The sequence below is a fragment of the Arcobacter thermotolerans genome, assembly GCF_983172305.1.
The window spans coordinates 36,998-55,954 of record NZ_CFAFZJ010000013.1 but is presented as its reverse complement, the minus strand read 5'-3'; the positions used below and the strand labels follow the sequence as shown (position 1 = coordinate 55,954).

Sequence of the window (18,957 nt, the reverse complement as noted above, 5' to 3'; positions counted from 1 at the left end):
TGTATGGAGTTTGATTTTATCAAAAACTTTTAAAAATGACAACTATCAGGGACTTAAGTGAAATTTAGGTAAAATCTATGCCATTTTAGTAACACAATTAGGATTATTTATGAGTGAAAAGTACGAACCATCAAAGATAGAAGATAGTTTTTATAAAATTTGGGAAGATAGAGGTTATTTTGAGATTGATGGAAACAGATCAATTCAAGAGCCAAATAAAAATTTTGCAATTATGATGCCACCTCCAAATGTAACAGGAAGCTTACATATTGGACATGCACTTACATTTACATTGCAAGATATTATTACAAGATATAAAAGAATGGATGGGTATAAAACTCTTTGGCAACCAGGAACTGACCACGCTGGAATTGCAACTCAAAATGTTGTTGAAAAACAACTTTTAAAAGAGGGCACTACAAAAGAGGCTTTAGGAAGAGAAAAATTTTTAGAAAGAGTTTGGAAGTGGAAAGAGTTTAGTGGTGGAACAATAGTTCATCAAATGAGAAAACTAGGAGTTAGTCCTGCTTGGTCAAGAGAGCGATTTACTATGGATGAGGGTTTAAAAGAGGCTGTAAAAGAGGCTTTTGTTAAACTTTATGATGAGGGTATGATTACTCAAAACAACTATATGGTAAATTGGTGTACTCATGATGGAGCTTTAAGTGACATTGAGGTTGAACACGAAGAGGTAAATGGTAAGTTCTATCATATGAACTATCACTTTGCAGATGGAAGTGGCTTTGTAACAGTTGCAACAACAAGACCTGAAACATACTTTGGTGATACAGCTATAATGGTTCATCCAGATGATGAGAGATACACAAATATTGTAGGACGTGAGGTAGTTTTACCTTTAACAAATAGAAAAATAAAAGTAATTACAGATTCTCATGTTGATATGAGTTTTGGAACAGGTGTTGTAAAAGTAACTCCAGCTCACGATACAAATGACTATGAAGTAGGGCTTAGACATAATCTAGAGTTTATAAAATGCTTTGATGAAAAAGGTATTTTAAATGATTATTGTGGAGAGTTTAAAGGTTTAGAGCGATTAGAAGCTAGACCTTTGATTGTTAAAAAACTACAAGATGAGGGATTTATTGTAAAAATTGAAGAGCATATTCATCAAGTAGGGCATTGCTATAGATGTAAAAATATAGTTGAACCATATATTTCAAAACAGTGGTTTGTAAAAAAAGAGGTTGCTAAAAAATCAATTGAAAAAACTTATGCAGGAGAAGCAAAATTTCATCCAAGTCACTGGTTAAACTCATATAGAGCTTGGATGGATGAGTTAAGAGATTGGTGTATTTCAAGACAACTTTGGTGGGGACATAGAATTCCAGTATTCTATTGCGATAGCTGTAATCACCAATGGGCTACAAAAGAGGATGAGCCAAAGATGTGTCCAAAATGTGGTAAAGAGCATATTCATCAAGACCCAGATGTTTTAGATACTTGGTTTAGTAGTGCTTTATGGGCATTTTCACCACTTGGTTGGGGAAATAATGGTCAAATGCAAAAAACATTTGGTGCAAACGATTTAAAAGATTTTTATCCAAACTCACTTTTAATTACTGGATTTGACATTATGTTCTTCTGGGTTGCTAGAATGATGATGATGGGTGAACATTTTATGGGACAACTTCCATTTAAAGATATTTATATGCACGCATTAGTTCGAGATGAGCATGGTGCAAAAATGAGTAAATCAAAAGGAAATGTAATAGATCCTCTTGATATGGTTGAAACTCATAGTGCTGATATTATTAGATTTACTTTAGCATATCTTGCAATTCAAGGAAGAGATATAAAACTTGGTGAAAAAAATCTTGAGCAGTTTAGAAACTTTACAAATAAACTTTATAATGCTTCAAACTTTTTAACACTAAATGTTGATACATTCCTTGATTTAAAAGATATTGAAATCAAAACACCACTTGGACTTTATATGCAAAGCAAACTTAGCCATGCTGTTGATGAGGTTAGAAATTCACTTGATAGTTATAAGTTTAATGAAGCAGCAAGTACACTTTATAGATTTGTTTGGATGGAGTTTTGTGATTGGGGAATTGAGTACTCAAAAGCTTCTAAAGAGTCTATTGTAGAACTAGGTAGCTTATTTAAAGAGACATTAAAAATGGTTAGTCCATTTATGCCTTTCATTTCAGACTATTTATATCACAAATTAAGTGGAACAACACTTGAAAATGGTGATTCATTAATGATTATGAACTTTCCAAAAGATATTAAAAAAGATGAAAATATTGAAAATATGTTCTCTATTATTGAAGAGGCTATTATAAGTATAAGAAGAGCTAAAACTCTAATTGATATGGGTAACTCTAAAATCGAAAAAGCATATCTAAAACTTGATGTTAAAATTGATACAGATGTTGCAAAACCATTTATTGAAAAATTAGCAAAAGTTGAAAATATTGAGTTTGTAAATTCAAAAGTTGAAAACTCTATAACAGATGTTTCAAACAATCTTGAGGTTTATATTCCAACAAGTGCAATTGATATGAAACCAATTATTGAAAAGCTTGAAAAACAACAAGAGAAAGCACAAAAAGAGTTTGATAAGTTAAATGGTATGTTATCAAATGAAAGATTCGTTGCAAATGCACCTGCAAATGTAATAGAAGAGAATAAAAAAGCTCTTGAAGAAGTAAAAACAAGGTTAGATAAAATAGAGGCTGAGCTTAAAAGTTTGGCTTAAAATTTATAGGGAAAAAAGAAACATAAAATGAAAAATTTGATTTTAGGAGTAGTATTAATATTGACTTTAGCATCTTGTGCAAAAGTTCAATACACACCAGAACAAGCAGGAAAAGATTATGCTAAATTACTTGTTTTAGCATCTCAAGGAGATTCTAATGCTCAAAATAGCATAGGAGTTATACAAGAAAAACTTGGAAACTATGATATAGCTGTTAGTTATTATGAAGAATCTGTAAAGCTTGATAATGAAGTTGCACAGTACAATCTTGCAGTTTTATATGATGAAGGTAAATTTATAAAACAAGATTATAATAAAGCTTTTGAATTATATAAAAAATCTGTAGATAAAGGGTATCCTTATGCAGAAAATAATTTAGCTATGATGTATTATAGAGGAAAAGGGATTACTCAAGATTATAATAAAGCTTTTGAATTATTAGAAAAATCAGCAAATCAAGGACTCTCAATAGCTCAATATAATTTTGGAGTTGTGTATGATAATGGTAGAGGGGTAAAACAAGATTATAAAAAAGCTATTGAGTGGTATGAAAAATCAGCAAATCAAGGAAATACAAAAGCTCAATTTAATCTTGGAATTATGTATGCAAATGGTCAAGGTGTAATACAAGATAAAAAAAGAGCAAAAGAGTATTTTAGAAAAGCTTGTGATGGTGGAGACCAAAAAGGTTGTGATAATTATAAAATTTTAAATCAACAAGGGTATTAAAATTTTAGTACGGAACTGAGACTTTAGTCTCAGCTTAAAGCAAAATCTTGCGATAGCAAGTGTTGAGAAAGAGAGTGCTAAAGCACAAGAATCCCAGCTATATTATCAAAGAAACATTTGATAGGCTTGGACTTGTGTTTTAGCACTCTCTTTGAGAAAAGTCCAAGTTCTGAAATAAATAAACCAAAAAACTAACATTAATTCATTTTCATTTAATACCAAATAAAAACTAAATTTAGTACAATATCTAAAATAGTTAAAGGATTTAAAATGAATCTAAGTAGTGATATAAAACCAATCTCTTATCTAAAATCAAAAACAGCAGAAGTTATAAATGAAGCAAATGAAAATAAAAGAGCAATAATCATAACTCAAAATGGTGAAGCAAAAGTCGTAATCCAAGATATAAAATCTTATGAAAATATGCAAAATTCAATAAATCTGTTAAAACTTATTGTTCAAAGTGAGAATGATATAGAAAATGGTGATATTATAAATCAAGAAGAGATGTTTGAAAATTTAGAAAAAAAACTTTTTGAGTAAATATGAAAAATTTTGAAGTTTTATGGACAAAAAGTGCCAAATATGATTTGGAATTGATTGTTGAATATATCAAATTAGATAGTTTTGCTACTGCTAGAGAGATATTTTTTGGTATAAAAAAAGAGTGTGAAAGTTTATACTATTTTCCTAAAAGAAAAAGAGTGGTTGTAGAACTGGCTCAAATAGGAATTTTGAAATATAGAGAGCTTATATATAAAAGGTGGAGAGTTATATTTAAAATAGAAAAGCAAAAAGTTTATATTCTTTTAGTAGTTGATTGTAGTAGAAACTTAGAAGATATACTGTTTCAAAGGCTAATAAAATAGAGTAAAAATAACCTTGACAATTATCCTTTAATATTATACAATTCTTAAAATTAGTTAAAGGATTGAATATGATTATAAAAAATTCGAAAATTGAACTATATTCAAGTTCACAAAGTATAAACAAACACTCATCATATACTAGTTTACAGCTACATTATGGAGCAAAAGATGAAAACAGTCAAAGCGAAAATCAAGCTTTTAAGCTAGATATTAGCCAACAATTTAGCACTATTTCAAGTTCAAGTAAAATAGCATTTAGTAGTGAAGATATGCTAAGCCCTGAAGATAGGATAAAAAAGATGATTATTGAAAGACTTTTAGAACGACTTACAAATAAAGATAAAGTATCTTTATATCCACAGCAAAAAAGTGTAAATATGGAATTTTCTCAAAATAAAACTCAAAGTTCAACATCTTCATTTTTAAGTGCAATTTTCAAAAACCCATACAAAAATGATGAAAATCAAAACCAAGAGTTAAAGGCTATGGTTTTTACAAATACACAAGAGTATTATCAAAAAGAGAGTATTGATTTTGGTGCAAAAGTTAAATTTAATACTCCGAATAAAAGTTATGAGATGAGTTTGGATATATCTTTTTCAAAAGAGTTTTATGAGAAAACATCTACAAGGCTGGTAATTGGTGATGAGAAATTTATTGATCCATTGGTTGTAAATTTTGGTGAAGATATAAATCCATTTGATAATATAAGTAGCCTAAAATTTGCATTTGATTTGGATAGTGATGGAAAAGATGAGCTAATACCATATCTAAAAGCAGGTGCTGGATACTTAGTGCTTGATAAAAATCTAAATGGAAAAATAGATAGTGGAAAAGAGCTTTTTGGACCACAAACAGGAGATGGTTTTAAAGAGTTGGCAAAATATGATAGTGATAAAAATGGTTTTATAGATGAAGCAGATGAAGTATTTTCTAAACTTAAAATATGGAGTTTTGATGAGGCTGGAAATAGCTCTTTAATCTCTCTTTTAGATGCAAATATAGGTGCAATATACTTAAGTGATGTTCAAAGTGGCTTTAAGTACAAAGATGCAATTAATAGCACTTTGGCACAACAACAAAGCAACGGAGTATTTATAAAAGAGGATGGAAGCGGTTTAGGAGTTGTAAACTCTATAAATATAGTAGTATAATCTTAAAAAAGATTATACTACTTTAGCTCTTGTAGAGTTTTTATAAGTCTGTTTGAAATCTCAACTAAAGAGTTTGAGCTATCTTGTGTTTTTTGGGCTTCTGTTAGAGTATTTTGTGTACTTAAAACAACATCTCTCATATTTTTTGTAACTTCATTTAAACTTTCTGAGCCATCTTTTGCATTTTGTGAAACTATAGAAGAGTTCTGTTTTTGCTCACTCATAGAGTGTGAAATCTCTTTTGAAATAGTGCTAATATCAGATATTGTATCATCTATTTCATGAATAGAGTCAAGTGAATTTTTAACCAAATTTTGAATGAGCGCAATTCTTTCTGTTATATTTTTTGCAGCATCATTCGACCTTGAAGCTAAATTTCTTACTTCTTGAGCAACAACTGCAAAACCTTTTCCAGCTTCTCCTGCTGTTGCTGCTTCAACTGCTGCATTTAGACTTAAAATATTTGTTTGAAATGCTATTTGAGAGATTATATTTACTGTTTCACCTATTTTCTGACTCTCTTCATTTAATTTTACCATTGCAGTTGCTGTCTGTTTTGATTGAACAGTTGCCTCTTGAGCTATTTCTTCATTTTTTGAAGTTTTTGAAGAGATATCTACAATTGCTTGTTGCATCTCATCTATTTTGTTTGATAAATCTTGAATTAAAGAGTTGATATTTTGTGAAGAGTTTGTCGCATTTTGAGAGTTTTCATTTGAAAATTTTGCATCTTTTAACATATTTATTGAAGTAGTTAAAAGAGTATTTAAAGAGTTAGAAAACTCTTTTATCTCTCTTTCTATATCCATCATAGTATTTGTTTTAGTTGTAATATCTGTAGCATATTTTACAACTCTAAAAGCTTTACCATCCATATCTAATATTGGGTTGTAACTAGCTTGTATCCAAATATGTTTTCCATTTTTTCCTACTCTTAAATACTCTCCACTATCAAACTCTCCGCGATTTAGTTTTCTCCAAAACTCTTTGTATTCGTTTGAATTTTTATAGCTATCTTCGCAAAAAATAGAGTGATGTTTTCCAACAATATCATCTTTTTTGTAACCTAGAGTATTTAAAAAATTATCATTTGCATTTAAAATATTTCCATTCATATCGAATTCAATAACTGCATTAGATTTATTTATGGCTTTTACTTGTCCTATATAAAATAGATTTCTTAATCGATTTTTTGTAATATCTTGAGCTAGTTTTACAACTTCCACAACTTTTCCATTTTCTATAACTGGCATATAAGATGCTCTTAAAAATATTAGATTTCCATCTTTTTTTACTCTTTGAAACTCTGCTGTTAAAGTTTTTCCTGCTCTTAAATCATTCCATCCATCTTTATACTCTTGAGTTTTTGTAAATTTTTCTTCGCAAAACATAGAGTGATGTTTCCCTACAATCTCCTCTAAAGAGTAACCCATAGTTTTTAAAAAAACTTCATTTGCCTTGATTATTGTACCATCTGGTTTAAAATAAATAACTGCATAGTTTCTATTTATAACTTCGCTTAAAATCTTCTCATTTTTATTTTTAAAAAACATTTGTTAATCTCCCCTTTAAAATTTGATTATACATCAAAAAATCTTTTTATTATTAAAATCTTAAGATTTTGATTTTATAACTCTATATAAAATATCAACAAATAGTATAGAGATAAAAGATATAAAAAACCAGAAAAAGTGGTTTAAAAACTCAGTTTTTGCTTCTTTGTATAGTTCAAAATATATTTTCTCTATATTTGTGTTTATATAAAATATTGCATCATTTTGTAAACTATTATTTACTTTACTTGCTTCTTCATTAAAATATATAGGAATTAATTTTTTAAACCAAAGTGGTGCTATATTTTCATTTTGATTATTTGTAAATGAGCTAATATCTTTTTCAAAACTTATAATCGCACTTGAACTTTTTGTTTCATCAAACTGGTTTGTGGCATCAAAATTTATCACTAAAGATGATAAGTTTCTAAAATTTTTGCTAGGAACAAATGTATATATATCACTACTAGGAGTAATATTTTTATTTATCTCATTTGGAATAGAACCTTCAATAGTCAAAAGCTCTTTTTGTAAATCATCACTTTGAGTAGATAGAATAATTTGTCCTAAACTATCATCTATTTTTATATTTGATATCTCCCAAGATAGAGTTTTATCTAAATTATTTGTAAGCTCTATAAGCTCTTTCTCTTTTATTGAAAAAAGAGCTTTTTGAATAGATATTGATGAAAAGTTGTCATTAAAAACAGAATTTATTGTATTTAATATCTCAATATCTTTAGTTTGTAGATATTTTTTTAAATTCTCTTGAATAAAAAGAGATGTAGTTTTTGTCTCTAGTTGATATTTTGTAAAAATTTGCTCTTTTTGTTTTTCAAAGTTATTTAAAAATGAAAATCCAAATCCTATTAATAAAATAGATATTAAAAAAAAGTAAACTACAAATCTAAACATCTTAAATCACTTCAAAATTGATTTAATATCATCTTCACTTATCTTATCAACACTATATTTTACTACTAAAATATTTTCTGTATTATTTATATACCATTCATCGATATTTGAATTATCGTTTAGTTTTCCACTATTTTCAAGTTTATATTCATCTAAACTTAAATATAAATTTTTTGTTTTTGATGGATTTTTCATTAAAATTATTAAAATAGCCCATAATATACAAATAACAGCAACTGCTAAAGTGAAACTTTCTATCTCATAAGAGTCTAATTTGTCTAATAATATACCACCAAAAACTCCACCAACAAATGTTCCTAAATATCCAAAAGAGTTAAATACTCCTAAAACACTACCTCTTTGATGAACTTTTGCAAATTTAGATGTAAGAGATTGCATAATTGGTTCATGCATATTAAAGCCTATAAAAAATAGAACAACACCAATACAAAAGATTATAGAACTACTGCTAAATCCCATTAATAAATAAGATATTATAAATAATAAAATTCCTATAACTAATACTTCTCTATATTTGCCTTTTTTCTCTGCTAAAATTGAAGCTGGTCCCATTGCAAGAAGCCCCAAAATCATAGATGGAATATAAACTTGCCATAAATCTTTTATCTCCCAACTGTATATTTTTGTAAGAATTATTGGAATAACTAAAAATGCAAAAGTCATTAATGCTTTTTGTAAAAAGTTAGTAATGTGCATTTTATTTATATTTGCATTTCCTAAAACATCTTTTATTCTCAATTTATCATTATAAGTATGAGTTATTTTTGGTGGATTTGGTACTTTTTTAACTAATATAAAAATAGCAATCAAAGATAAAATCATAGTAATATAAAAAAGAGCTGGAACACCTGCATATCCACCAATAACTGGACCCAATCCCATAGCAAGTGCAAATGAAATACCAATAAAACCACCCATAATTGCCATGGCTTTTGATCTTTGTTCTTCTTTTACAACATCACTAATCATAGCAGTTACCACTGCACCAATAGCTCCAGCACCTTGTAAAAGTCTTCCTAAAAGAAGAGCTAAAATATCTGTTGCTAGAGCACAAATAAGTGAACCAATAGCAAAAAGTAAAAGACCAGTGATTATTGTGCCTTTTCTCCCTAATTTGTCACTCATAATTCCAAAAGGAGTTTGAAAAATAACTTGAGTTAGTGCATAACCACCAACAACAATTCCAACAAGTGTAGCATTTGCACCTTCTAGGCTAAATGCATATACAGAGATAACAGGAAGAACTATAAAAAGTCCAAAAAATCGTAAAGATATAATAAAACTCAAAGGTAAAACTGATTTAATCATACATAATCCTAAATATATTATAATTTGAGTATTGATTATATACTAAGGTTCCTTTTAAATAGGAACTATTTTTTAAAGGCAAAAAATGAATATTATTTTAGCAAGTGCAAATAAAGGTAAAATAGAGGAGTTTAAAAAGCTTCTTCCAAATAACAAAGTTATTGCATATAGTTATATTTTAGGAAAATTTGATATTCCTGAAACAGGAGTTACATTTAAAGAGAACGCAATTATAAAAGCAAGTGTAGTAAATGAGAAATTAAAAGCAAAAGGTGAAAAAGATTTTATAGTTATTTCAGATGATTCTGGAATATCACTTCCTATTTTAGATGGAGCACCTGGGGTTTATAGTGCAAGATTTGCAAGTTTAAATGCAAGTGATAAAGAGAATAATGAAAAATTAATCTCAAAATTAAATGAGCTTAATTTAGAAAAAACAGCAGCTTTTTATACAGCTTGCATAGCAATAATATATAAAGATTTCACATATACAGTTCATGGTTTTATGCATGGAATGGCTATAAATAAAGAGTTAGGAACAAATGGTTTTGGATATGATCCACTTTTTATTCCAGATGGTTTTGATAAAACTTTAGGAGAGTTAGATTTTGAAGTAAAGCAAGAGTTTTCACATAGAAATAGGGCACTTAAATTGGCAAAAAAAGTTTTAGAAGTTATTCTTTAACAATTTGTTTAGTTACTCTTATATTTAACTCTTTATCTTGAACACTCAAAAAAAAGAGTTTACTATTTTCTTCTCCATATCTTTTTGCAATAATTTCAAATAAATCATCATCTATTTTTATGTCTTTTGTATCTTCTAGCTCTGTTTTTAAAATATAATCTTCTAGAAATAAAATATGATTTTTTGCTTGTAAATATAGGTATTTTTGTTTAAAAGCTTCATTTTTTAAAGAGTTTGTTTCCAAAATAAAATTTGCTAAAACAGAAAAAACAACTACTAGAACTAAAGTTATAAAAAGCACATAAGATTTTTTCATAGTGCAATTTTCCATACTTGTTTATAGCTATTTTCTAAAGAGATATTTATAGTTGCTACTTCATTGCTTATATAAATATTAAATTCATTTACATTTTTTAGTAAAATATGATTATCAAAATAGAGTATTTTATTATTCAAACCAAATTTATTTAACTCATTTTTATTTTTTTCAATAAATATTTTTGTATAGTTTAGTTCAAGTTTTGCTAACTCTTTTGAAAGTGATGTTTTATTTAAAATAACTAAATCTTTTACAAGTAAAGTTGAGTATATTATTATAGTTGTTGATATTGCTAGAGTTAATATTAGTTCAAATAAAGAGAAGCTATTTTTCATATTTAAAAACATTTATTTTCTCATTTTTAAAGCTATATTTATCTACTTTTATAATTTCTTTTTTTTCATCTTTTGTGATAGTCAAAAACTCATCTTGCTTTAAAAAATATCTGTAATCTTTTGTAGCAAAACTATTTTCAAGTTCATTTAAACTATTAAAAATTTCTTCATCTTCGTAGCTATTGTAGGGAATCTTTAAAAATCCTCCTACAATTATCATTAGAATTAAAAGACTAACTATTGTCTCAAAAAGAGTTATACTACTTTTGTGCAATATTTTGTGATTTTTGAAATGACCCTTCAATAGCTTTAATAAAAGCATCTCTTACTCTTCCTTCTTCAAGTTTTGCATATCCAGCAGCTGTTGTTCCACCTGGACTCATTACACTATCTTTTATAATAGCACTATGAGAGTGTTTTAAAAGAGAAGAAGTTCCACTAAAAAGTCCTTGAACTAAGTGTTGAGCTAAATGTCTTTCAAGTCCAACTTTAACAGCTCCATCTGCTATAGCTTCAGCAACTAAAGCTAAAAAAGCAGGTCCAGAAGCTGTAATTGCACTAGCAATATCTAGTTGATTTTCATTATTTACCCAAATAGCTTCACCAATAGATCCAAAAGCTTCAAGAGTTAAATTTTTTATCTCAATATCTCCTGTAGCTGTTGTCATACAGTTTTGTACACTTGCAGCAATATTTGGCATAGTTCTTGCATAGTGTTTTGCACTAATTTGTTTTCTTAAATAATCTAATTTTGTACCAGCTAAAATAGATATTAATGAATTTGCAGTACCTACAAGTCTTATTGAAACATTCTCTAATGCATAGGGTTTTACGCAAAAGATTATATTTTTCCCACTAATATCTTCTTTGTCACTTAACTCTTTTATTTGTAATTCAGGGATTTTCTCTTTTATTAGTTTTAATTTATTTATCTCTCTTCCTATCATCTCAACTTCATGCTCTTTTACAAGCCCAATAGCTAAAGATTGAGCCATAATTCCATTTCCAATAAGTGTTAATTTCATACTCTGCCTTAAAATTATTTTTTAAGATTATAACAAATTTAAGATATAAATCTATGTTTAATTTTAAAAATAAAAAATATATGAAATCTTAAGTTTTTATCAAGTAAAATCAAAACAGATAACAAGGAGTTCAAAATGGTAGATAATAGTTTACAAAATAACAATTACGGACTGGGACTTTATAGCAATAACAGTTTACAAAACTCTACGCAAACTGCTGGAAAAACAACTTCTGGGGAAAAAGAGTTAGAACAAGCAAAAGATAGTAAGGTAAAAGATAATGAAGCTGTATCTTTATCTAAAAATGTTGAAAAAGCAGTAGATACAAAAAGTATTTCAAAATCAAATGAGTTTGAAAATTTTCAAAATAAAATAAACTCTTTTACAACAGATAATAAAACAATAAAAGATATACAAGAAGATATGAAACTTTTATCTTCAGCAGATGGTGAAGTAGATACAAAAAAAGTAAATGATAGAATAAATCAAAATATCGATAAGTTACAAAACTTGTCACAAGATGAAAAAGATAAGTTAAAAGAGAATCTAAATGGTGTTGATAATATTGTAAATAACAATATAAAAGGGATTCAAGATGCTGCAAAAGAGATGCAAGATTTTATAAAAAATAGATCTTCAAGAGGTGAAGAGAATAAAAATCTTGTTGATGTAAATTATTCTAAAGATTCAATGTTTTTTTCAAAAAACAATGTTTTAAATCTTCAAGGCTCATTTGCGAATATTCAAGCAAACTTAAATCAAGATATGATTTCGAAATTGCTAAGATAGAAATCTTTGATACTTTTTTGATAAAAAGCAAAGCCTTTGGGCTTTTGCTTTTTATCAATCTCTAATATAAAATCTAATTTTTAATTTACCTCTTTTTTGAACTTATTAATATTTACCAATAAAATTATTAAAAAAGTTAAAAAGTAGATTAGAAGAGTACAAAAAACTATATGAAAAAGGTTTTTTTTAAATCTTTAAATTCAAAAATAAAGTATTTTTTAGATAACATATTGCTTTATGCTAGATAATGGAGACAAAAATGTTAAAAAACCTAAAAATCAAAAATCTTTTACTGATTTTTACAGCAGCTATTGTATTTGGTGCTTGTGCATCAAAAAGTGAGCAAGAGTATAACAAACCAGCACTTTATTGGTACAATAAAATGATGATGCAAATAGGAATGAATGATTTAGACGAGGCAGATGATACTTATACATCGCTAGAGAGCGAACATAGAAATTCACCATATATTCCAACAGCTATGCTTATACTTGTAAATGCACATATGGCAGATGAGCAGTATGCTTTGGCAAATTTTTATTTAGATGAATATATTAAAAGATTTAGCTTAAGTAAAGATATTGATTATGCAAGATATATGAAAATTAAAGCAAATTTTATGGGGTTTAAACAACAATTTAGAGATCAACAGCTAATAGATGATACTTTGGCAAATATTATAGATTTTAAATACAAATATCCAAATTCACCATATATGCCACTTGTTGATACTATGAATGCAAGACTTTTTATGGCAAAAGCTTCTATGGATAAAGAGATAGCAGCATTATATGAAAGAAGAGACAAACCAAAAGCAGCAGAACTTTATATGGATAAGGCAAAAAATTCTTGGGTAGATCCAAACGAAATAAAACCAGTAGAAGTACCATTCTACAGAGCAATTTTTGAATAAATATATAAAATGTATAAAATAAGGGAGTTAGAGTAAGATATGCAATTAGAAAATTATGGTAATTTTCCACAAACAATACCATTGATTATAGAAGATGAGATTTTTTTATATCCATTTATGATTACGCCTTTGTTTTTAGAAAATCAAGAAAATATTAAAGCAGTTGAAAATGCAATTGAGTTTAATAGACTTGTAATGATAGCAGTTTCAAAAGCGGGAAAAGAGGGTGTTAGAGAAAAGGATAGTTTTTATGATGTTGGTGTAGTTGGAAATGTTATGAGAAAAATATCTTTACCAGATGGTAAAGTAAAAGTTTTATTTCAAGGTGTTTCAAAGGCAAAAATTATAAATTTTGAACCAACTTCTAGTATATTTGCTACAGTAGATATTCTTGCTGAAGAGACACAAAATGATATTGAGTTGAAATCATTAATAAATATTTTGATTGATAATATAAAAAAACTATCAAGATTAAATAACAAATTTCCAGCTGATTTAATAAAAGCTATAGAAGAGAATGATGTACCAAGCAGAGTTGCTGATTTGGTATCCTCTGTTTTAAAAATAAAAAAAGATGAAGCATATAAGATTTTTTCAAATACAAATTTAGAACAAAGAATTATAGGTATTATTGAGATTGTAAAAAATGAGATAGAGTCATATAAAATACAAAAAGAGATAACTCAAAAAGTAAATTCAAAAATAGAAAAAAGCCATAAAGATTACTTCTTAAAAGAGCAAATAAAAGCTATTCAAAAAGAGTTAGGAGCTGATAATCAAAGAGAGGAAGATATAAAATCTTTCAAAAAGAGATTAAAAGCGAAAAAGTGTTTTATGGGTAAAGAAGCCTATAAAGAGACAAAAAAGCAAATAGAAAAACTAAGCCGAATGAATACAGATTCTCCAGATGCTTCACTTCTTCAGACTTATGTAGAGATGGTTTTAGATATTCCTTTTGGTGAATATTCAGATAGTAAAATATCAGTTTCTAGTGTTGAAAAGCAATTGAATAAAGATCACTACTCTTTAGAAAAAGCAAAAGAGAGAATCGCTGAATATTTTGCTGTAAAGCAGCTTTTAGAGCAAAGAAATATTGAAGATTTAAAATCAAAAGGTACGGTTCTTTGTTTTGTAGGACCTCCAGGAGTTGGTAAAACTTCACTAGCAAATTCAATAGCAAATGCTCTTGCTAGACCACTTGTAAGAGTTGCTTTGGGTGGAATGGAAGATGTAAATGAATTAAGAGGACATAGACGAACTTATGTTGGAGCAATGCCAGGAAGACTTATTAAAGGTTTAATTGATGCAAAAAAAATGAATCCAGTTATTGTTCTTGATGAGATTGATAAATTAGGAAGTAACCACAGAGGTGACCCTTCTGCTGTTATGTTAGAGATCTTAGATCCAGAACAAAATCATGAGTTCAGGGATTTATATCTTAATTTTCCAGTAGATTTATCACAAGTTATTTTTGTTTCAACTGCAAACGATATTAGAAAAATTCCAGCACCACTTAAAGATAGAATGGAGTTTATAGAGCTAAACTCATATACTCCAAATGAAAAATATCATATTGCAAAAGATTATTTAATTCCTCAAGAACTTGAAAAACATGGTCTTAAAAAAGATGAGGTGAGTATAAATAAAGCAACTATTGAGCTAATAATTGCAAAATATACAAGAGAAGCAGGGGTTAGAAATTTAAGAAGAGTCTTCTCAAAGATATTTAGAAAAGTTGTAAAAAAGATATTAGAAGATGAGACTATTGCAAAAGTAACAATTGGAATAAAAGATTTAAAAGAGTATTTAGATAATCCAATTTTTGAGATAGAACCAGCAGATAAAGTAGATGTTGTTGGAGTTTCAAATGGTTTGGCTTGGACAGCTGTTGGTGGAGATATTTTAAAGATTGAAGCGATTAAGCTAAAAGGAAAAGGTGATTTAAAAGTAACTGGAAACCTAGGTGATGTTATGAAAGAGTCATCAATTATCTCATATTCTGTTGTAAAACATCTAATAGACAACAAAATTCTAAAAATAGATGAAAAAGATATTCCAAAAACTTTTAAAGAAAAAGATGAAAAAGAGCTAGTTGATTGTAGTGAAATTTATAAAAGATATGATATTCATCTACATATTCCTGAAGGGGCAACTCCAAAAGATGGACCAAGTGCTGGAATAACAATGGCTTTAGCTTTGGCTTCAGTTTTAAGTAATAGAAAAATAAAAGCAGATGTAGCAATGACAGGTGAGCTTACTTTAAGTGGAAAAGTTCTTCCAATTGGTGGTTTAAAAGAGAAATTGATAGCTGCTTATAAAGCAAAAATTAAAAAAGTTCTAATTCCTAAAAAGAATTATGAAAGAGATTTAGATGATATTCCGCAAGAGGTAAAAGAGTCTTTAGAAATAAAAGTAGTTGAAAAAATAGAAGATGTTTTAAAAGAGGCTTTAATTTAATGAGTTTTGTATCTAAAAAAGATTTGAGTGCTACAAATGTGATAATTTTTATCACTCTTGTAGCTTATATTATTCAAATAAATATACAAAATGGCTCACTTCTTATGGGATTAAACCTATATTTTTTAGTTGGTGGATTTTATTGGCAACCACTTACATCAATATTTTCTCACGGTGGAATTGCTCACCTTGGAATGAATATGTTTGTTTTATGGCAATTTGGAAATCTTATAGAAAAAGCTAGAGGTAAAAAAAGATTTATAATACTATATTTATTTACAGGTATTTTAACTTCTCTCTTATCGTTTTTATATATTTTTTATATTGATATTCAAGTAAATTTAGTTGGAGCTAGTGGTGCTATATGTGCTATTTTAGGTTATATTGCATATTTTGATAAGTATCAAAGAAATGGAATAATAACTTGGATTTTATTAATCTCAGTTGCACCTCTTTTAATAGGACTTCCAATTGCTTGGTATGCACACTTTATAGGTCTTTTTGTTGGATTTGTATATGCAATTATTGAAAAAAGATTTTTTCCATTAATATCTTATAGATGAAGAAATCAATACTTTTTGTTTGTTTAGGAAATATTTGTCGCTCTCCATTGGCTCATGGTATTGCACAAGAATATATAAACAAAAATCAACTTGATATTTTAGTAGATAGTGCTGGAACTGGCTCATGGCATATTGGTGAAGCTCCTTGTGAAAATTCAATAAAAGTTGCATTGTTAAATGGTGTTGATATATCTAAACAAAAAGCAAGACAAGTAAAAAAAGATGATTTTCAAAAGTTTGATTTGGTTATTGCACTTGATGATAATAACTTAAAAGATTTGAAAAATTTAGGTTGTAAAAATCCTCTAAAACTTGGAGATTTTGGATATGAAGGAGCTTGTGTTCCTGACCCATACTATTTTAAGGATTTTGAAGAATTTAAAAATGTATATTCTATGATTGAAACTTGTGTGATATCTTTAATTGAAAATTATATTAAAGATATTAAGTAACATAAAATATTGTTGAAATATAGACTGGTATTAAAGTTTAGTTTTTTGTTAATCTAATAAAAGGTAAAAAATGTTAGATAAAAAGTATGAAAGATACATTTTTGCACTCATTATGGGTACAATTATGAGTTTTATAATGAGCTTTATAATTTCATTTATAAATTTAGGATTTATAGATGGTTTTTTTCTAAAATGGATGGAGGCATTTTTTAAAGCAGCTGTTTGTGCAATTCCAATAATATCAGTTGTTGCACCATTTGTAAAAAAGATTGTTTCAAAAGTGATAAAAGAGTAGATAAATTTTAAATGTAATTAAATTTAAAGGTAAGCTATGAAGATTTTGAGTTTTGATTTAAAACTTATAGGATTGATTTTTATAGTTTTACTATTTTTTGCTTCAAACTCAATTTTAGCTAGAATGGCTATTTTTACACAAAATATTGATGCTTTCTCTTTTACATTTTTAAGAATAATATCTGCTATGGTTATTCTTTTATTTATCTATTTTTATAAAAATAAAAAGATAAAAATTGATTTTAAAAATAACTATATTAGTGGATTTATGTTCTTTTTATATGCAATTTGTTTTTCATACTCATATATAAATATGGCTGCTGGTATTGGAACTTTGATTTTATTTGCAGTTGTTCAGCTAACTATGATTATTTTAGCTCTATTTTTAAATGAAAAATTAACTTTTAATAAAATTATTGGAATAATGATAGCTTTTGGAGGACTTGTATATCTTTTATATCCAAAAGATGATTTTACAATATCATATTTTCACGCCTTTTTGATGTTTTTATCAGCAATTGGATGGGCAATTTTTAGTGTTCTAGGAAAGAAATCAAAAAATGCAACTTTAAATGCAACAGATAGTTTTGTCAAAGCTTTTATCTTTACAATATTGTTTGCTATTTTTTATCTTTTCTTTTTTGAAAATAGTCTAAAAATAGATTTTCCAACTTTTATAATGGCAATTACTTCAGGTTCAATAACAACTGCTTTTGGAGTATTTATTTGGTATTCAATTTTGCCAAAAATGCAGATTATGACAGCAAGTATAATTCAGTTAATAGTGCCAATAATAGCCATTATTTTAAGTATTATTTTTCTTAATGAAACTTTTACTTTTGAACTTTTTATCTCTACTATTATTATACTTTTTGGAATTTTTATAGCTTTATACAAAAAAAGAAAAATTTAATTCATATAAAAATATAAAACTAATGGAATATAAAATAGTGATATAACTGTTGAGATAAACAAAGCTACACTCATAATTTGAGGTTTTACATTTAATAAAGTTGCTACAGTTACAGTATTTCCAGCAAGTGGTACAATAGAAAATAAAAACATAACAGTGTATAAACCATCATTTAAAAAGTGAATATAATTTTTGTCTATAAATATAAAAGTTAATATACAAACAGGCCACACAACAAATTTTATAAACATAGCATAAGAGATAAATTTTATATCAAAAGAGCTATCAAATCGAACTTTTTCAAGCCCCATTCCTACAATCATCATACCTAAGATTGTATAAGCACCTTTTATATATTCATTATAGTTGATAAATATTTCAGGAAGTTTTATCTCACATAAATTAAATATTACTCCTAAAATAAATGCGTATAAAACTGGAAGTTTAAGCATTTTTAAAAGGCTTTGCTTTGCACTAAAATTCCCTTTAGCAGTAATATAATATCCAACAGAGTTTTGATACAAAAGTGAAGCCAAAACAGTAAATATAAAAACATCAACCATATTTGGTTCTAAAAATAGTATTGCAAGTGGAATTCCTATATTTCCTGTATTTCCTGTTGAAGTGCTAAAAGCTAATAAATTTGCACTATTATCGCTATAAACTCTTTTAAAATATGCTAAAAGAGTAAAACTTAAAATTGAACTAAAAATAAAGAAAAATAGTGGTAGAGATAAAGTCGCAGCACTTAAATTTATATTTATAGTTGCAGTAAAAATAATTAGTGGTGATAATAAAAAAAGTAAAATTTTTGCAATAGTTTCTTTATCGCATTTAAGTAAATATGTGCTTAAAAATCCTAAAATAATACTTACATATAAAGGGATTATTTTTCCTAATAGAGTAAAAAAGATAGACAAAATACGGCCTCAAAATTT

21 protein-coding genes are annotated in these 18,957 nt (G+C 27.4%); 13 read left to right on the top strand and 8 right to left on the bottom strand.

Annotation, left to right across the window (positions count from 1 at the left end; translation table 11 throughout):
• Nucleotides 1-109: 109 nt before the first annotated feature.
• The 5 genes from AC5LG6_RS09760 to AC5LG6_RS09740 all read left to right on the top strand — a co-directional run bounded on the left by AC5LG6_RS09760 (nucleotide 110) and on the right by AC5LG6_RS09740 (nucleotide 5,477).
• Nucleotides 110-2,725 (top strand): valine--tRNA ligase, encoded by a 2,616-nt coding sequence (locus tag AC5LG6_RS09760; RefSeq protein WP_498586403.1) that lies wholly within the window; start codon nucleotides 110-112, stop codon nucleotides 2,723-2,725.
• Nucleotides 2,726-2,752: 27 nt separating this feature from the next.
• Nucleotides 2,753-3,454, top strand: coding sequence for a tetratricopeptide repeat protein (locus AC5LG6_RS09755; RefSeq protein ID WP_066404262.1), 702 nt, complete (start codon nucleotides 2,753-2,755; stop codon nucleotides 3,452-3,454).
• A 270-nt stretch (nucleotides 3,455-3,724) separates the two neighbouring features.
• Nucleotides 3,725-3,997: a type II toxin-antitoxin system Phd/YefM family antitoxin gene (locus AC5LG6_RS09750; RefSeq protein WP_066404263.1), complete on the top strand. Its 273-nt coding sequence runs from the start codon at nucleotides 3,725-3,727 to the stop codon at nucleotides 3,995-3,997.
• A 2-nt stretch (nucleotides 3,998-3,999) separates the two neighbouring features.
• Nucleotides 4,000-4,323: a type II toxin-antitoxin system RelE/ParE family toxin gene (locus tag AC5LG6_RS09745; RefSeq protein WP_066404265.1), complete on the top strand. Its 324-nt coding sequence runs from the start codon at nucleotides 4,000-4,002 to the stop codon at nucleotides 4,321-4,323.
• Between the two features lie 68 nt (nucleotides 4,324-4,391).
• Nucleotides 4,392-5,477 (top strand): SPM autocatalytic domain-containing protein, encoded by a 1,086-nt coding sequence (locus AC5LG6_RS09740; protein ID WP_066404267.1) that lies wholly within the window; start codon nucleotides 4,392-4,394, stop codon nucleotides 5,475-5,477.
• 17 nt (nucleotides 5,478-5,494) lie between these two features.
• Here the strand turns inward: AC5LG6_RS09740 and AC5LG6_RS09735 are convergent, their stop codons facing one another.
• The 3 genes from AC5LG6_RS09735 to AC5LG6_RS09725 are packed head-to-tail and all read right to left on the bottom strand — an operon-like array spanning nucleotide 5,495 to nucleotide 9,274.
• Nucleotides 5,495-7,030: a methyl-accepting chemotaxis protein gene (locus AC5LG6_RS09735; RefSeq protein WP_498586402.1), complete on the bottom strand. Its 1,536-nt coding sequence runs from the start codon at nucleotides 7,028-7,030 to the stop codon at nucleotides 5,495-5,497.
• 60 nt (nucleotides 7,031-7,090) lie between these two features.
• Nucleotides 7,091-7,945 (bottom strand): hypothetical protein, encoded by an 855-nt coding sequence (locus tag AC5LG6_RS09730; protein ID WP_260887123.1) that lies wholly within the window; start codon nucleotides 7,943-7,945, stop codon nucleotides 7,091-7,093.
• Nucleotides 7,946-7,951: 6 nt separating this feature from the next.
• Nucleotides 7,952-9,274 carry an MFS transporter gene (locus tag AC5LG6_RS09725; RefSeq protein ID WP_260887122.1) on the bottom strand — a complete coding sequence of 441 codons (1,323 nt, stop codon included), beginning with the start codon at nucleotides 9,272-9,274 and terminating at the stop codon, nucleotides 7,952-7,954.
• Nucleotides 9,275-9,359: 85 nt separating this feature from the next.
• On the opposite strand from AC5LG6_RS09725, the gene AC5LG6_RS09720 reads away from it, so the two are divergent.
• On the top strand, nucleotides 9,360-9,959 hold the full coding sequence (locus AC5LG6_RS09720; RefSeq protein WP_498586401.1) for a non-canonical purine NTP pyrophosphatase: 600 nt from the start codon (nucleotides 9,360-9,362) through the stop codon (nucleotides 9,957-9,959).
• Here the strand turns inward: AC5LG6_RS09720 and AC5LG6_RS09715 are convergent.
• The 4 genes from AC5LG6_RS09715 to AC5LG6_RS09700 are packed head-to-tail and all read right to left on the bottom strand — an operon-like array spanning nucleotide 9,949 to nucleotide 11,638.
• Nucleotides 9,949-10,275 (bottom strand): hypothetical protein, encoded by a 327-nt coding sequence (locus tag AC5LG6_RS09715; protein WP_498586400.1) that lies wholly within the window; start codon nucleotides 10,273-10,275, stop codon nucleotides 9,949-9,951. The genes AC5LG6_RS09720 and AC5LG6_RS09715 overlap by 11 nt on opposite strands.
• Nucleotides 10,272-10,625, bottom strand: a complete 354-nt coding sequence (locus AC5LG6_RS09710; protein ID WP_186984981.1) for a hypothetical protein — start codon at nucleotides 10,623-10,625, stop codon at nucleotides 10,272-10,274. Before AC5LG6_RS09710 ends, AC5LG6_RS09715 begins: the two co-directional genes overlap by 4 nt.
• Nucleotides 10,603-10,833: a hypothetical protein gene (locus AC5LG6_RS09705; protein ID WP_141051691.1), complete on the bottom strand. Its 231-nt coding sequence runs from the start codon at nucleotides 10,831-10,833 to the stop codon at nucleotides 10,603-10,605. Before AC5LG6_RS09705 ends, AC5LG6_RS09710 begins: the two co-directional genes overlap by 23 nt.
• 40 nt (nucleotides 10,834-10,873) lie before the next feature.
• The gene (locus AC5LG6_RS09700) at nucleotides 10,874-11,638 is read right to left on the bottom strand and encodes a pyrroline-5-carboxylate reductase (protein ID WP_434257496.1); all 765 of its coding nucleotides are present in this window, start codon (nucleotides 11,636-11,638) and stop codon (nucleotides 10,874-10,876) included.
• Nucleotides 11,639-11,773: 135 nt separating this feature from the next.
• On the opposite strand from AC5LG6_RS09700, the gene AC5LG6_RS09695 reads away from it, so the two are divergent.
• The 7 genes from AC5LG6_RS09695 (at nucleotide 11,774) to AC5LG6_RS09665 (ending at nucleotide 18,019) form a co-directional block, all read left to right on the top strand.
• A complete protein-coding gene (locus AC5LG6_RS09695; protein ID WP_434252829.1) occupies nucleotides 11,774-12,427 on the top strand; it encodes a hypothetical protein in 654 nt (217 codons plus the stop codon).
• Nucleotides 12,428-12,686: 259 nt separating this feature from the next.
• A complete protein-coding gene (locus tag AC5LG6_RS09690; RefSeq protein WP_066155605.1) occupies nucleotides 12,687-13,340 on the top strand; it encodes an outer membrane protein assembly factor BamD in 654 nt (217 codons plus the stop codon).
• Between the two features lie 39 nt (nucleotides 13,341-13,379).
• On the top strand, nucleotides 13,380-15,797 hold the full coding sequence (lon, locus tag AC5LG6_RS09685) for an endopeptidase La (protein ID WP_141048612.1): 2,418 nt from the start codon (nucleotides 13,380-13,382) through the stop codon (nucleotides 15,795-15,797).
• Nucleotides 15,797-16,360 carry a rhomboid family intramembrane serine protease gene (locus tag AC5LG6_RS09680; RefSeq protein WP_066167948.1) on the top strand — a complete coding sequence of 188 codons (564 nt, stop codon included), beginning with the start codon at nucleotides 15,797-15,799 and terminating at the stop codon, nucleotides 16,358-16,360. Before lon ends, AC5LG6_RS09680 begins: the two co-directional genes overlap by 1 nt.
• Nucleotides 16,357-16,812 (top strand): low molecular weight protein-tyrosine-phosphatase, encoded by a 456-nt coding sequence (locus AC5LG6_RS09675; protein WP_434266169.1) that lies wholly within the window; start codon nucleotides 16,357-16,359, stop codon nucleotides 16,810-16,812. The genes AC5LG6_RS09680 and AC5LG6_RS09675 overlap by 4 nt, the downstream gene beginning before the upstream one ends.
• Nucleotides 16,813-16,882: 70 nt before the next feature.
• Nucleotides 16,883-17,107, top strand: a complete 225-nt coding sequence (locus AC5LG6_RS09670; protein WP_498586398.1) for a DUF2798 domain-containing protein — start codon at nucleotides 16,883-16,885, stop codon at nucleotides 17,105-17,107.
• A gap of 36 nt (nucleotides 17,108-17,143) precedes the next feature.
• Complete coding sequence (locus AC5LG6_RS09665; RefSeq protein WP_498586397.1) at nucleotides 17,144-18,019, top strand: DMT family transporter; 876 nt, start codon at nucleotides 17,144-17,146, stop codon at nucleotides 18,017-18,019.
• Here AC5LG6_RS09665 and AC5LG6_RS09660 read toward each other — a convergent pair.
• The gene (locus AC5LG6_RS09660) at nucleotides 18,016-18,939 is read right to left on the bottom strand and encodes an AEC family transporter (RefSeq protein WP_498586396.1); all 924 of its coding nucleotides are present in this window, start codon (nucleotides 18,937-18,939) and stop codon (nucleotides 18,016-18,018) included. The genes AC5LG6_RS09665 and AC5LG6_RS09660 overlap by 4 nt on opposite strands.
• Between the last annotated feature and the right edge of the window lie 18 nt (nucleotides 18,940-18,957).

Bases quoted from the DNA above. Each gene is read 5' to 3' on its own strand.
- AC5LG6_RS09760 (WP_498586403.1), top strand. From the start codon at position 110: ATGAGTGAAAAGTACGAACCATCAAAGATAGAAGATAGTTTTTATAAA.
- AC5LG6_RS09755 (WP_066404262.1), top strand. From the start codon at position 2,753: ATGAAAAATTTGATTTTAGGAGTAGTATTAATATTGACTTTAGCATCT.
- AC5LG6_RS09750 (WP_066404263.1), top strand. From the start codon at position 3,725: ATGAATCTAAGTAGTGATATAAAACCAATCTCTTATCTAAAATCAAAA.
- AC5LG6_RS09745 (WP_066404265.1), top strand. From the start codon at position 4,000: ATGAAAAATTTTGAAGTTTTATGGACAAAAAGTGCCAAATATGATTTG.
- AC5LG6_RS09740 (WP_066404267.1), top strand. From the start codon at position 4,392: ATGATTATAAAAAATTCGAAAATTGAACTATATTCAAGTTCACAAAGT.
- AC5LG6_RS09735 (WP_498586402.1), bottom strand. From the start codon at position 7,030: ATGTTTTTTAAAAATAAAAATGAGAAGATTTTAAGCGAAGTTATAAAT.
- AC5LG6_RS09730 (WP_260887123.1), bottom strand. From the start codon at position 7,945: ATGTTTAGATTTGTAGTTTACTTTTTTTTAATATCTATTTTATTAATA.
- AC5LG6_RS09725 (WP_260887122.1), bottom strand. From the start codon at position 9,274: ATGATTAAATCAGTTTTACCTTTGAGTTTTATTATATCTTTACGATTT.
- AC5LG6_RS09720 (WP_498586401.1), top strand. From the start codon at position 9,360: ATGAATATTATTTTAGCAAGTGCAAATAAAGGTAAAATAGAGGAGTTT.
- AC5LG6_RS09715 (WP_498586400.1), bottom strand. From the start codon at position 10,275: ATGAAAAAATCTTATGTGCTTTTTATAACTTTAGTTCTAGTAGTTGTT.
- AC5LG6_RS09710 (WP_186984981.1), bottom strand. From the start codon at position 10,625: ATGTTTTTAAATATGAAAAATAGCTTCTCTTTATTTGAACTAATATTA.
- AC5LG6_RS09705 (WP_141051691.1), bottom strand. From the start codon at position 10,833: ATGATAATTGTAGGAGGATTTTTAAAGATTCCCTACAATAGCTACGAA.
- AC5LG6_RS09700 (WP_434257496.1), bottom strand. From the start codon at position 11,638: ATGAAATTAACACTTATTGGAAATGGAATTATGGCTCAATCTTTAGCT.
- AC5LG6_RS09695 (WP_434252829.1), top strand. From the start codon at position 11,774: ATGGTAGATAATAGTTTACAAAATAACAATTACGGACTGGGACTTTAT.
- AC5LG6_RS09690 (WP_066155605.1), top strand. From the start codon at position 12,687: ATGTTAAAAAACCTAAAAATCAAAAATCTTTTACTGATTTTTACAGCA.
- lon (WP_141048612.1), top strand. From the start codon at position 13,380: ATGCAATTAGAAAATTATGGTAATTTTCCACAAACAATACCATTGATT.
- AC5LG6_RS09680 (WP_066167948.1), top strand. From the start codon at position 15,797: ATGAGTTTTGTATCTAAAAAAGATTTGAGTGCTACAAATGTGATAATT.
- AC5LG6_RS09675 (WP_434266169.1), top strand. From the start codon at position 16,357: ATGAAGAAATCAATACTTTTTGTTTGTTTAGGAAATATTTGTCGCTCT.
- AC5LG6_RS09670 (WP_498586398.1), top strand. From the start codon at position 16,883: ATGTTAGATAAAAAGTATGAAAGATACATTTTTGCACTCATTATGGGT.
- AC5LG6_RS09665 (WP_498586397.1), top strand. From the start codon at position 17,144: ATGAAGATTTTGAGTTTTGATTTAAAACTTATAGGATTGATTTTTATA.